Origin of the sequence: Leifsonia sp. TF02-11, assembly GCF_017565305.1 — a bacterium.
In the GTDB taxonomy this organism is placed as follows: domain Bacteria; phylum Actinomycetota; class Actinomycetes; order Actinomycetales; family Microbacteriaceae; genus Leifsonia.
This window is the reverse complement of record NZ_JAGEKP010000014.1, coordinates 143,277-156,867: the sequence shown is the minus strand read 5'-3', so window position 1 is coordinate 156,867 and position 13,591 is coordinate 143,277. Positions and strand designations below refer to the sequence as shown.

General features: G+C 70.5%; 8 protein-coding genes. 5 read left to right on the top strand and 3 right to left on the bottom strand.

Annotation, left to right across the window (positions count from 1 at the left end; all coding sequences use genetic code 11):
* Positions 1-4: 4 nt before the first annotated feature.
* The gene (locus JNB50_RS17750) at positions 5-679 is read right to left on the bottom strand and encodes a helix-turn-helix domain-containing protein (RefSeq protein ID WP_208041488.1); all 675 of its coding nucleotides are present in this window, start codon (positions 677-679) and stop codon (positions 5-7) included.
* A complete protein-coding gene (locus JNB50_RS17745; RefSeq protein WP_307794783.1) occupies positions 676-2,175 on the bottom strand; it encodes an APC family permease in 1,500 nt (499 codons plus the stop codon). The genes JNB50_RS17750 and JNB50_RS17745 overlap by 4 nt, the downstream gene beginning before the upstream one ends.
* 196 nt (positions 2,176-2,371) lie before the next feature.
* On the opposite strand from JNB50_RS17745, the gene JNB50_RS17740 reads away from it, so the two are divergent.
* Genes JNB50_RS17740 through JNB50_RS17730 form a run of 3 tightly spaced genes read left to right on the top strand, consistent with a single transcriptional unit; the run spans position 2,372 to position 6,429 of the window.
* Positions 2,372-3,874, top strand: a complete 1,503-nt coding sequence (locus JNB50_RS17740) for an APC family permease (RefSeq protein ID WP_208041487.1) — start codon at positions 2,372-2,374, stop codon at positions 3,872-3,874.
* Between the two features lie 15 nt (positions 3,875-3,889).
* On the top strand, positions 3,890-5,893 hold the full coding sequence (locus JNB50_RS17735) for a primary-amine oxidase (protein WP_208041486.1): 2,004 nt from the start codon (positions 3,890-3,892) through the stop codon (positions 5,891-5,893).
* Positions 5,890-6,429, top strand: a complete 540-nt coding sequence (locus JNB50_RS17730) for a hypothetical protein (RefSeq protein ID WP_208041485.1) — start codon at positions 5,890-5,892, stop codon at positions 6,427-6,429. Before JNB50_RS17735 ends, JNB50_RS17730 begins: the two co-directional genes overlap by 4 nt.
* A 17-nt stretch (positions 6,430-6,446) precedes the next feature.
* On the opposite strand, the gene glgP is transcribed toward JNB50_RS17730, so the two are convergent.
* Positions 6,447-9,014 carry an alpha-glucan family phosphorylase gene (gene glgP, locus JNB50_RS17725; protein WP_208041484.1) on the bottom strand — a complete coding sequence of 856 codons (2,568 nt, stop codon included), beginning with the start codon at positions 9,012-9,014 and terminating at the stop codon, positions 6,447-6,449.
* A gap of 215 nt (positions 9,015-9,229) precedes the next feature.
* Here glgP and JNB50_RS17720 point away from each other — a divergent pair, with 215 nt between their 5' ends.
* Both JNB50_RS17720 and glgB read left to right on the top strand, forming a co-directional pair.
* Entirely contained in the window at positions 9,230-11,224 is a 1,995-nt protein-coding gene (locus JNB50_RS17720) for an alpha-1,4-glucan--maltose-1-phosphate maltosyltransferase (protein ID WP_279555004.1), read from the top strand.
* Entirely contained in the window at positions 11,221-13,428 is a 2,208-nt protein-coding gene (glgB, locus tag JNB50_RS17715; RefSeq protein WP_208041483.1) for a 1,4-alpha-glucan branching protein GlgB, read from the top strand. The genes JNB50_RS17720 and glgB overlap by 4 nt, the downstream gene beginning before the upstream one ends.
* The last annotated feature ends 163 nt before the right edge of the window (positions 13,429-13,591 follow it).

Below are 13,591 nucleotides of genomic sequence, written 5' to 3'. Positions count from 1 at the left end.
GGCCTCACCGCCGCGGCAACAGGCCGCCCAACGTCGCCGCCGTTCCGGCCACGAGCGAGACGAGAGCGTCCCGGTCCGCCAGCCGCGCGGCGGGCAATGCTAGGGCGAGGCCGCCGATCAGGTACGAATCGGCGTCGCGCACCGGCACCGCGAGGCAGCCGAAGCCGGGGGTGAGCTCGCCCTCCTGGGCCGCATAGCGAGTCGGCGACGGGATCGTCCGTGCGGCCTGCTCGGCCAGCAGAAGACGGCCGAGGGCGGACACGCTCAGGTCGCTGCCGATGCGCTTCGGGTCCGAGAGGGGGAAGTCCGGGTCGACATCGACCGGCACGACGCGGCCCTCGCGGTAGACGGCGAGATGGACGCCGCCGCGGATCTGGGCCCGCAGCTCGGCGACCGCCTGGTGTGCGTTGGCGGCAGCGTCCTGCGCCCGCGCCACGTCGGCGAGCTCTGCCACCTTGCGACCGAGCGCGAAACCGCGCAGGTCGGGCATGCGCACCAGGTATTCGTCCTGCACGAGCAGGTTGAGCAGTCGGTAGGCGGTGGCGCGCGGCAGACCGAGGCGGGCGGAGAGCTGCTGGGCGGTGATCCCCGGTCCGGAGCGCGCGACCTCCTCCAGCACCGCGAGTGCGCTGTGCACGGCCCCGGGCTGACGTCCGCTCAGCTCCGGCACAGCGCTCACGGCGACCCGCCGAGCACGTCCCCCGTCGTCGGCTCGTCGTAGAGCCCGATGCGGCCGAGCGCCTCCGGGCGCCTCCGCCGACAGAACACGTAAAACGCCCACGCGATCAGCGCCATCACGGCCAGCAGCACGACCGCGAGTGTCCGGGTGCCCGAGACTTCCAGCCAGAGGTCCAGACCCAGCGCCGCGACCAGCCCGAGTACGGCGATTGCCGCCGCGACGGCCGGCCACGCCGTCAGCTCCCCGATCCGCCGCAGGAAGAACGGCGTGGCGACGCACACCAGCGTGTACGCGGTCATGTAGCCGGCGGCGGCGCACACGACGATGACGCCCATCGCGTCCCAGGCGCTCATCCCCGCAGCGACCAGGGCTACCGGCACGGCGACCTCCACGGCGATGCCCACGGCGAGCGCGACGTGCGGAGTGCGGTGCCGGGGGTGCGTGCGGCCGAACGCGCGGGGCGCGATCCCCTCCCGCCCGAGCGAGAACACGACGCGGGCGAGAGCCGTCGTGGAGGCGAGGGCGCAGGCCAGGAACGAGCACGCCAGCGCCGCGTCGAGCAGCAGGCCGATCCACTCCACCCCGGCACGCGCCGCGAGGTCGTTGACGGGGTTCTCCGCGGCGGCGAGGTCGCCGCCGAACGTGTCGTAGCCGGCCAGCTGTGTGTAGGCCGACAGCACGTAGAGCACGCCGGCTGCGATGACGGTCCAGCGGATCGTGCGCGGGATGGTGGCGAACGGCCGCCGGGACTCCACGCCGAGGGTCGCAGCGCTCTCGAACCCGACGAAGGCGGTCACGGCGACGGTCGTACCCGCTGCGAGCTCCGGGAGGCCGATGTTCCCGGGCAGCGCGACGCTCCAGGACAGTGACCCGGGCACGCGCACGAGCAGCACGGCGATCAATACGAAGATCCCGACGATCGAGAGCAGTTCGATGACCAGTGTCACGCGGGTGGAGAGCCGGATGCCGCGCCAGAGGATCAGCAGGCAGACGGCGCCGAAGGCGACGAGCAGCGCCAGGACCAGCGGCCGCGACTCCGTGATTCCCGGCGCAGCGTGCGCGAGCAGGGTCAGGCCGTAGTGGGCGGCGCCGAGCAGGGCGAACATGGCGACGAAGCCGTAGCCGACCACCATCGCGGCACTCGTCGCGAACCCCGCCCGCACCCCCAGTCCGCGCGCCGCGAAGGTGTAGAGCGAGCCGGTCGCCGCCATGCGCCGCGTGAACTGGTTGACCGCCGACGCGACGAGCGTCATGAGCACCGCCGCGAGCAGGAACGCCGCGAGTGTCCCCGACCCGGCACGCGCGGCGACCAAGACGGGACAGGTGGCTGCCGCTGCGGACGGAGCGACAGCGCCGACGGACTGCGCGAGCACGTCGACGAACCCGAGGCTCCGCCGGTCGAGCCCGGCCATCGGCGACCGCGCGGGGAGGCCGTCGACCGGTTTCGGGTCGGCGATCGCTCGACTCAGGGCCGTCACGTAGGGCTGTGCTGTCACCGTATGCTCCTCGTCCGCGAGGCTACGTGCGCCACGTTGCGGCAGCGTTTCGCCGGCGTCACGGACGCGTGACCGCCGAATGCGACAGCACCGTCCCATTCCGGGCGCCGGGAGTCTTCACGCGCACGGAACGGTGGCGCAACACCGGGTGGTGAGACTGGCCGCACATCCCACTCGGCCCTTCCTGGAGGAACTCATGACGGCAGCACAGGAGCCCCACGCTCTGTTCGGCGATCCGGTCGCGATCCGCGGGCCCGGCGCGTCGCGCCAGCTCTCCGGCCGGCTCGGCGTCGGCTCGATCGTGTTCATGGTGGTCGCCGCCGCGGCCCCCCTCACCGTGATCGGCGGCGGCTTCCCCGTGGCGGTCCTGCTCGGAAACGGGGCGGGCGTCCCCAGCATGTTCGCGATCGGAGCGATCATCCTGCTGTTCTTCGCCGTCGGGCTCAGTGCGATGAGCCGGTTCATCCCGCGCCCCGGCGCGTTCTTCACCTACGTCGGCTACGGGATGGGACGCCCGCTCGGACTGGCCGCGGCGTACCTGGCGCTCCTCACCTACACGACCGTACAGGTGGCGGTGTACGGCTACCTCGGCGCGACACTCGAGTCGTCGGTGGTCGCGCTGCACGGCCCCGACCTGCCCTGGTACCTGTACTCGCTGGCGATGGTCGCCTTGGTGGGCATCCTCGGCTATCGGCACATCGAGCTGAGCTCGCGGGTGCTGGGTGTGCTGCTGGTCGCCGAAGTGGGCATCGTCGTGATCCTGAGCGTCGTCATCATCGCGACAGGCGGCGCCGACGGTCTCTCCGCGGTGCCGTTCCAGCCGAGCACGGTGCTGTCCGGCTCCCCCGGCATCGGCCTGATGTTCGCGCTCGCCGGTTTCATCGGGTTCGAGTCCACAGCGATCTTCCGCGACGAGGCGAAGGAGCCGGAGAAGACTATCCCGCGCGCCACCTACATCGCGGTGATCGCTATCGGCGTGTTCTACACGTTCGCCTCGTGGTCGCTGGTGATGGGCTGGGGGCCGACGCACATCGTCGACGTCGTGGCGAAGGACACCGGCGGGTTCATCGTGAACACGGCCGTGCACTACCTCGGGTCGGTCGGCGGCGTGGTCGTCAACGTGCTGCTGATCACCAGCCTGTTCGCCTGCGTGCTGTCCTTCCACAATGTGGTCACCCGCTACCAGCACTCGATGTCGAACGCGAGCGTGCTCCCCGCCCTCGTGGGCCGCGTGCACGGCAAGCATGCCTCGCCCTACGCCTCCTCCCTGGTGCAGACGGGCACGGCGGCCGTGCTGATCGCGGCGTTCGCGGTGTTCCGGCTCGATCCGGTGCTGCAGGTCTTCACCTGGTTCAGCGGTGTCGCGACACTCGCGATCGTCGTGCTGATGGCGCTGACCTGCCTGGCCGTGATCGTCTACTTCGCCCGGAAGAAGACCGGCGCAGGGCTCTGGCGCACCGCCGTCGCTCCTGTCATCGGGCTCATCGGCCTGGTGGGCGTCACGCTCATCATCGTCGACAACTTCCCCCTCCTCATCGGCGATGTGGATGCGCAGGGCACCCCGGTGCTCGGCCCGCTCTCCCTCGCGTTCTTCGCCGCCATGCTCGCCTTCCCGATCATCGGCGTCGTGCAGGCCCTCGTCCTGCGCCGCACCAAGCGCGCCGCCTACGAAAACATCATCGACACCATCAGCGCCTAGGAGACGTGAGAACCCATGACCACCGAACTGCCCCTGACCCTCCCCGGCGAGACGACCGCTCCTGGACCGCTCTCGAGCCTCACCGCCGCCGAGATCGCCTCGGCCTCGCGCATCCTCCGCGACGCGGGCGCCGTCACCGAGACCACCCGCTTCGTCTACGTCGGCCTCCTGGAGCCGGACAAGGCGGATGTGCTCGCCGCGCTCGCCGGCAGCGCTCCCGCACCCGAGCGGGAAGCGCGCGTGCTCCTGCTCGATGTCGCGTCCGGCGCGAGCGTCGACGCCGCCGTGTCGCTGACCCGCGGCGAGGTCATCGCCGTGGTCCCGATCGACGGATCACGCGGCCAGGTGCCGATCCTCGAGGAGGAGTTCGAGGCCATCGGCGCCGTGATGGCGGCGGACACCGGCTGGCTGAGCGCGCTCGCGAAGCGCGGGCTCACGAGCGAGCAGGTGGTGTACGCGCCGCTCTCGCCCGGCTCCTACGACATCCCGGGTGAGGAGGGCCGCCGCATCATCCGCGTCTTCGCGTTCCGGATGGATCACGCGGAGGACCACCCGTGGGCGCATCCTGTCGACGGGCTCTGCGCGTACGTCGATGTCATCGCCCGCGAGGTCACCCAGGTCGTGGACGCGGCCGAGCTCCCCGTCCCTGAGGAGCCCGGCAACTTCCACCTCGCCACGGAGCGCCCCGCTCCGCTCGACACCCTCAAGCCGATCTCGATCACCCAGCCGGAGGGACCGAGCTACCGGGTGGAGGGCGACGCCGTCACCTGGGCGAACTGGTCGTTCTCGCTCGGCTTCGACGCCAGGGAGGGGCTCATCCTGCGCAACCTCGCGTTCGCCGACCCCGATCAGGGCGGGACGGTGCGCCCGGTGATCTACCGCGCGTCCATCGCGGAGATGGTCGTGCCGTACGCCGACCCGTCGCCCACGCGCTACTGGCAGAACTACTTCGACACCGGCGAGTACCTGTTCGGCCGCTTCGCGAACTCGCTCACGCTGGGCTGCGACTGCCTCGGCGAGATCCGCTACTTCGACGCCGTGCTGTCCGACGAGTTCGGCCGCCCCAAAACGGTCGAGAACGCGATCTGCATGCACGAGGAGGACTACGGGACGCTCTGGAAGCACACCGACATGTTCACGTCCGCCAACGAAGTGCGTCGATCGCGTCGGCTGGTGATCTCGTTCTTCACCACCGTCGGCAACTACGATTACGGGTTCTACTGGTACCTCTACCTCGACGGCACCATCGAGTGCGAGGCCAAACTGACCGGCATCCTGTTCACCTCGGCCTATGTGGAGGGTTCGCCGACCGCCAGCGAAGTCGCCCCGGGCCTGGGCGCGCCGTACCACCAGCACCTGTTCTCGGCGCGGCTCGACATGATGGTGGACGGGCTCGCCAACGCGGTGGAGGAGGTGGACGCGGTCCGCCTCCCGGTCAGCGCGACGAACCCCTACGGAAACGCCTTCACCAAGCGCGTGACCCGCATCGCGAGCGAGGCGGACGGCGCACGGGACGCGGACGCCTCCGTCGGCCGCACCTGGCACATCGTGAACACTGAGAAGACGAACCGGCTCGGGCGTCCCACCGGCTACGTGCTGCACGCCGAGCAGAACCCCACCCTGATGGCCGACCCGTCGGCCACGGTCGCGGCGCGCGCCACGTTCACCACGAAGCAGCTGTGGGTGACGCAGTACGCCAGCGACGAGCGCTACCCCGCCGGCGAGTTCGTCAACCAGAACCCGGGAGGCGACGGGCTGCCCGCCTACATGGCCGCCGACCGTTCGCTCGACGGCGAGGACATCGTGCTCTGGCACACCTTCGGCCCGACGCACTTCCCGCGCGTCGAGGACTGGCCGGTGATGCCGGTGGACTACGCGAAGTTCACGCTGAAGCCGTACGGCTTCTTCGGCCGCAACCCCGCGCTCAACGTGCCGGCCGAAGCGCCGGCGCACTGTGCTCCCGGCCGGCACGGCGACGGCGACCACACGCACCACGACCACACCTACCACCACGGATGATCGAGGCCCTCCACCTCGGCAGCATGCTCCCGGCCGCGCTGGGAGCATGCTGCGTCGCCGGGGGCGCCGACCGCCGCTCCCCGCTGGCATGGCTGGGGATGCTGGCGATGCTCGGGGCGATGGCCGACACCATGCTGCTGCCGCACCCGATCGTGCCGGCCATCGTCTGGGCGGCGGCACTCGTCGCCCTCGGCATCGCGGCGGCCGTGCGCGCACGGCTTCCCCATGCGGGCTCCGATGGCGCAACCGCCGGCGCGCGAGCCCGTCCGGGGATGGACGCGCACCGCGCCCTGCAGTCGGTGCTCATGGCCGGGCTCGTGGCGATCACGGCGGGCCACCACGCCGGGCCGGCCCACTCTGCGGAGCACGCCGGCCACGCCATCCCGCTCACCGCACTCGTCGTTTCCGCCGCCCTGGTGTTCGCCACCGTCTCGGCGATCATCGCCGTCCGATCGCGCCGACCTGCGCTCGCCCGCGCCGAAGCCGGGCTGGGCGCCGCCTCCGTCGCACTGATGGCCCTCCCGCTCGCCTTCTGAGCGGGAGGGCCATCACATCACGCGGAGACGACCAGGCCGAGCTCGGCGGGCGACAGCAGGAGGTCGTTGACCGGAACGATGCGCACGGTGTATCCGAACGAGCCGGCCCAGGTGAGCGTCACGCCGCCCGCGAACTCGAGGGCGACCGACGGGTCGGCACCCGGGATCGCGTGTTCGAGCTCCAGGCGCTCGTAGTGCACGCCGGTGAGGTCCTCGCCGTCGTGGCTGCGGCCGTAGACGAGCTGAACCTCGACGTCCTCCGGACGGAGGCCGTTCAGGTGCACCAGTGCTCGCACGCGCAAGCGGTCACCGACCTGCGGCACTGCGTCGAGCCCGCCGGCGTCCACGTGGGCGACGTTCACGCCGGGCCACGCGGATCGCACGCGCTGCTTCCACGCCGCGAGGTCGCGCGCGGCGCGGTAGTCGTCGGCGCTCAGGCGCTTCTCGTTGGCCGCCGCCGGCATGTACAGCCGCTCCACGTACTCGCCGACCATGCGCTCCGCGCTCAGCGGCGCCGACAGGGTCGAGAGCGTGTGCCGGATCTGCGCGACCCAGGCATCGGGCACGCCGTCGCCGTCGCGGTCGTAGAAGCGCGGGGCGATCTGGTGCTCGATCAGGTCGTACATCGCTTCGGCCTCCAGGGCGTCGCGCTCTGCGCCGTCTCCCGCCGCGTCCGCAGACGGGATGGCCCACCCGTTCTCGCCGTCGTAGAACTCGTTCCACCAACCGTCGAGGATCGAGAGGTTCAGCCCGCCGTTCAGGGCGGCCTTCATGCCGGAGGTGCCGCAGGCCTCCAGCGGTCGCAGCGGGTTGTTCAGCCAGACGTCGGTCCCCGGATACAGCAACTGGGCCATCCCGATGTCGTAGTCCGGTAGGAACACCATGCGCTGGCGGATCTCCGGCTCGCTCGCGAACTGCACCAGCTTCTGGATGAGGCGCTTGCCCTCGTCGTCGGCCGGGTGCGACTTGCCCGCGATCACGAACTGCACGGGCCGCTCCGGGTGGAGGAGGATGTTCCGCAGCCGCTGCGGGTCGTGCAGCATCAGTGTGAGGCGTTTGTAAGTCGGCACGCGCCGGGCGAAGCCGATCGTCAGCACGTTCGGGTCGAGGAGGTCGCTCATCCAGACCGGCGCGATGCCGCCCGGGTTCTGCGCCTCCCACGCCGCGGCGAGCCGGCGGCGCGCGTCGCGCACGAGCTGCTCGCGCATCCGGGTGCGCACGCTCCACAGGTCCAGGTCGCTGACCGCGCCCGAGTTCGCCCAGTCGGCGTGCGTGGTGTCGTCCGTGCCGAGGCGCTCGACGGCCAGTGACCGCAGCATCGGGTCCGTCCAGGTCGGCGCGTGGACCCCGTTGGTGACCGAGTCGATCGGCACCTCCGGATTGTCGAACCCCGGGAACAGTCCCCCGAACATCTGCCGGCTGACCTCCCCGTGCAGTCGGGAAACGCCGTTCGCGTGCTGGCCCAGCCGCAAGCCCATGACCGCCATGTTGAACACCGCGTCGGAGCCGCCGGGATAGTCCTCCGCGCCGAGTGCGAGCACGTCGTCCACCTCGACGCCCGGCAGCAGGGTGGTGGAGAAGTACCGCTCCACCAGCGGCCGGTCGAACCGGTCGATGCCGGCCGGGACGGGCGTGTGAGTGGTGAACACGGTGCCGGCCCGGACCACCTGGAGGGCCTCGTCGAACGTGAGACCCTCTCCGATCAGGTCGGAGATCCGCTCCAGACCGAGGAAGCCGGCATGGCCCTCGTTGGTGTGGAAGACCTCGGCGGCCGGCGCACCGGTGAGCTCCGCCCAGGCCTTGACGGCGCGCACGCCGCCGATCCCGAGCAGCAGCTCCTGCAGCAGCCGGTGCTCACCGCCCCCGCCGTAGAGCCGGTCGGTGACCGAGCGCAGGCTCTCATCGTTCTCGGGGATGTCGGTGTCGAGCAGCAGGAGCCGCACGCGGCCGACGGCGGCCTGCCACACGCGCGCGTGCAGTTCGCCCGCCGGCAGGGCCAGCGTGATCTGCACGGGGGAACCGTCCGGGTCGCGCAGCACATTGAGCGGGAGTCCGTCCGGGTCGAGCACCGGGTAGCTCTCCAGCTGCCAGCCGTCGGGCGTGATGGCCTGCGAGAAGTAGCCCGAGCGGTAGAAGAGCCCGACGCCGACCAGAGGGACGCCCAGGTCGCTCGCGGCCTTCAGGTGGTCGCCCGCCAGGATGCCGAGTCCGCCGGAGTACTGCGGCAGGGTCGCCGCGATCCCGAACTCGGGCGAGAAGTAGGCGATGGAGGCCGGCGCCGAGTCGCCGAGCGACTGGTACCAGCGCGGGTCGTGGATGTAGGCGCGCAGCTCGTCCCTGACGTGGTTCGCCCAGTCCACGTAGCCGGGATCCGCCGCCAGCTCGGCGAGTCTCGCCGGCTCGACGGAGCCGAGCAAGGCGATCGGGTCGTGCCCGACCTCCTGCCACAGCTCCGGTGAGATGCGGGCGAACAGCTCCTTGGTCGGCTCGTGCCAGGACCAGCGGAGGTTGCCCGCGATCTCTTCGAGGGCCGAGAGGTTCTCGGGGAGGACGGCGCGGACGGTGAATCTACGGATGGCCTTCACTCGCACGAGCATAAAGGAGGCTTGTGACGGGAGTGTTAATGGGCTCATGACGCGTGAGTGAATGAGTGTACGGTCGGCATGTGGGAAAGAGCGCAGCGACCAAACCATCAGCCGCCGCAGCAGAGCCGGCGCAGGCGCCCGTGGAGACGGAGCCGGGCGGTGCGGCCGACACCGGCACGCCGGCCGTCGAGCCTGTCGACATCGACTACGAGCCCCTGCTTCCCCGTATCCCCATCCTCGATCTGTCTCCCCAGGTCGACGAAGGGCACTGGGCGGCCACGGCGTTCAGCGGGGAGGTCGTGCCCTTCGGCGCGACGGCCTTCCGCGAGGGCCACGACCGCATCGGGGTCGACCTGTTGCTGCTCGACCCGTCAGGTACCCAGACCGAGCACCACATGCACGCCGTCGCGCCGGGCACCGACCGCTGGGAGGTCGAGGTCCAGCTGGAGCAGGAGGGTCTCTGGCGTTACCGCGTCCAGGCCTACGCCGACGAGTACGCCACCTGGCGGCACAACGCGGAGGTCAAGGTCCCGGCGGGCGTCGACGTCGAGCTGATGCTGACGATCGGGCACGACCTGCTCGCGAGGGCGGCCGCCGACAAGCGTCGCTCCACGGCGGAGCGCCGCCACCTCTCCGAAGCCGCCCGGGTGGTGGCGGACGCGGAGCGCGGTGTCGACGAACGGTTCCAGGCGGCCGTGGACGACCGCATCAGGCGTATCCTCGCCGAGCGTCCGGTCGTCGCGCTGCCGTCGCTGTCCCCGACGCGGGCAGTGCTCGTGGAGCGCACACGCGCCGGTGTCGGCAGCTGGTACGAGTTCTTCCCGCGGTCGGAGGGCGCCAAGCGCCTGCCGGACGGCTCCTGGCAGTCCGGCACCTTCCGCACCGCGGCCAAGCGCCTGCCCGAAATCGCGGCGATGGGCTTCGACGTCGTGTACCTTCCGCCGATCCACCCGATCGGACGCACGTTTCGCAAGGGCCCGAACAACACACTGGACGCCGGGGAGAACGACCCGGGATCGCCGTGGGCGATCGGCGGCCCCGACGGCGGGCACGACGCCATCCACCCGGATCTCGGCACCGAGAAGGACTTCGCGTTCTTCATCGGCAAGGCCAAGCAGGCGGGGCTGGAGATCGCCCTCGATCTCGCCCTGCAGGCCTCCCCCGACCACCCCTGGGTCACACAGCACCCGGAGTGGTTCACCACCCTTCCCGACGGCACCATCGCCTACGCGGAGAATCCGCCGAAGAAGTACCAGGACATCTACCCGATCAACTTCGATAACGACTACGACGGGCTCCGCACCGAGGTCCTGCGGATCGTGCGGTACTGGATGTCCCTCGGCGTGCGGATCTTCCGCGTCGACAACCCGCACACCAAGCCGCTGCACTTCTGGGAGTGGCTGATCCACACCGTCAACGCCACCGATCCGGACGTAGTGTTCCTCGCCGAGGCGTTCACGCGGCCCGCCCTTCTGTACACGCTCGCAAAGGCCGGCTTCCAGCAGTCGTACACGTACTTCACCTGGCGCAACACAAAGGAGGAGCTCGCGGAGTTCCTCACCGGCCTGGCCCACGACACCGCGGACTTCCTGCGGCCCAACCTGTTCGTGAACACGCCGGACATCCTCACCGAGTACCTGCAGTTCGGCGGTCCTGCCGCGTTCAAGATCCGGGCGGCGATCGCCGCGACGGGGGCGCCGACCTGGGGGGTCTACTCCGGGTTCGAGCTGTACGAGAACGTCGCACGCCCCGGCGCAGAGGAGTACATCGACAACGAGAAGTACGAGTACCGCCCCCGCGACTACGCCCGCGCGGCCGCGGTGGGCCGCTCGCTCGCGCCCTACCTCACGATGCTCAACCGCGCCCGCAGCGAGCACCCTGCACTGCGGCAGCTGCGCAACCTGCACGTGCACGGGAGCGAGGACGATGCCGTGCTCGTGTACTCAAAGTACCTCGCGGGAGAGTTCACGCGCAGCGGCAAGCCCGATGCCGTGCTCGTCGTCGCCAACGTCGACCCGCACTCGGTGCGCGAGACGCTGGTGCACCTCGACGTCGCCGCCTTCGGCATCGCGCCGGGATCGCAGTTCGAGGTGCGCGACCTGGTGACCGGCCAGCGCTGGACCTGGGGAGCCGACAACTACGTGCGCCTCGACGCCTTCTCCGAGCCGGTTCACATCCTGACCGTCAAGCCGTTGGAGGCCGCCCGATGACCCCGATCCCCGAAGGCGCGGCCGCCGTCGACCTGCCGGCCATCGACGACCGAGTCCTGCACGCCGTCGCGACCGGCAGCTACCACGACCCGCACGCCGTGCTCGGGCAGCACCAGGTCGCCGCGCCCGGCGTCGAGGACCCGATCACGGTCATCCGTGCGCTCCGCCCGCTCGCCGAGGCGGTCTTCGCGATCCTCCCGACAGGTGCCCACATCGAGCTCGCGCACCTCGCGCACGGCATCTGGCAGGGCGTCGACATCGTCGGCCCCGGCGCGTACGAGCTCGAGGCGCGCTACTCCGGAGGGGCGACCTGGACGTCGGACGACCCCTACCGCTTCCTGCCGACCATCGGCGAGCTCGACCTCCACCTGATCCGCGAGGGCAGGCACGAACAGCTCTGGACGGCGCTTGGCGCGCACGTGCGCGATCTGGGCGGCGTCGTCGGCACCGCGTTCACCGTCTGGGCGCCGCATGCCCGCGCCGTGCGCGTCGTCGGCGACTTCAACGGCTGGGACGGCACCCTGCACGCGATGCGCAACATGGGGGTCTCCGGCGTCTGGGAGCTGTTCGTCCCGGGCCTGGGCGAGGGCGCCATCTACAAGTTCGACCTGCTCGGCGCGAACGGCGAGTGGGTGCGCAAGATCGATCCGATGGCCCAGGCGGCGGAGACTCCGCCCAACACCGCTTCCGTCGTCACCGTGAGCCGCCACGCGTGGCAGGACGGCGACTGGATGGACCGCCGAGCCACCACCGATCCGCACGCCGGGCCGATGAGCATCTACGAGCTCCACTTCGGCAGTTGGCGACCCGGCCTCGGCTATCGGGAGGCCGCCGACCAGCTCATCGACTACGTCGGTGCGCTCGGCTACACCCACGTGGAGTTCCTCCCGCTCGCCGAGCACCCGTTCGGCGGCTCCTGGGGCTACCAGGTCACCGGCTACTACGCGCCGACCAGCCGGTTCGGCTCCCCCGACGACCTCAAGTACCTGATCGACCGGCTGCACCAGGCCGGCATCGGCGTCATCCTCGACTGGGTTCCCGGCCACTTCCCGAAGGACGACTGGGCGCTCGCCCGGTTCGACGGTCAGGCACTGTACGAGCACCCCGATCCCCGCCGCGGCGAGCACAAGGACTGGGGAACCTACATCTTCGACTACGGCAACTCGCAGGTGCGCAACTTCCTCGTCGCCAACGCGCTGTTCTGGCTGGAGGAGTTCCACATCGACGGACTCCGGGTCGATGCCGTCGCCTCGATGCTCTACCTCGACTACTCCCGCAACGACGGCGAGTGGGAGCCCAACATCCACGGCGGCCGCGAGAACCTGGAGGCCATCGGCTTCCTGCAGGAGGTCACCGCGACCTCCTACAAGCGCAACCCCGGCACCGTCATGATCGCCGAGGAGTCGACCAGCTACGCCGGAGTCACCGCGCCGACCTCGTCCGGCGGCCTCGGCTTCGGGCTCAAGTGGAACATGGGCTGGATGCACGACGCGCTCCAGTACATCCACGAGGACCCGATGTGGCGCAGCTACCACCACAGCGAGATCACCTTCTCGTTCGTGTACGCGTGGAGCGAGAACTTCCTCCTGCCGATCAGTCACGACGAGGTCGTGCACGGCAAGGGCTCCCTCATCGGCAAGATGCCGGGAGATCACTGGCAGCAGCTGGCGAACGTGCGGGCGTTCCTGTCGTTCATGTGGGCGCACCCGGGCAAGCAGCTGCTCTTCATGGGGCAGGAGTTCGGGCAGTACTCCGAGTGGAGCGAGGAGCGCGGCCTCGACTGGTGGATGCTCGACCAGCCCAGCCATCGCGGGCTGTGGAACCTCGTCGCCCAGCTCAACGCCGTCTACCGGGACAACCCGCAGCTGTGGTCGCTCGACAACGACCCGGCCGGTTTCGAGTGGCTCGACGGCTCGGACGCCGCGGGCAACGTGCTGGCCTTTCTGCGCAAGGACCGCGATGGCTCGCCGATCGCAGTGCTGCTCAACTTCTCGGGCAACCCGCACGAGGGGTACCGCGTCGGGCTGCCGTTCGCCGGCGAGTGGGAAGAGCTGCTCAACACCGACGCGAGCGACTTCGGCGGGTCGGGCGTGGGCAACTTCGGCGGGGTGACGGCACACGACGAGCCGTGGATGGGCCGCCCGGCCTCCGCCGTTCTGACACTGCCCCCGCTGGGCGCGCTGTACCTGCGGCCGCGCCGCTGAGCGTTGGCAACCTCGGTCGCCGGCTCTGTCCTCGGTCGCCGGCTCCCTCGGCGCTGGGGTCGCAGCATCGCTTCGCGCTGCCCCAAGGTCCACCGCGCGGCGCTGGGGTCGCAGCATCGCTGCGCGTTGCCCCAAGCTCCACCGCGCGGCGCTGGGGTCGCGG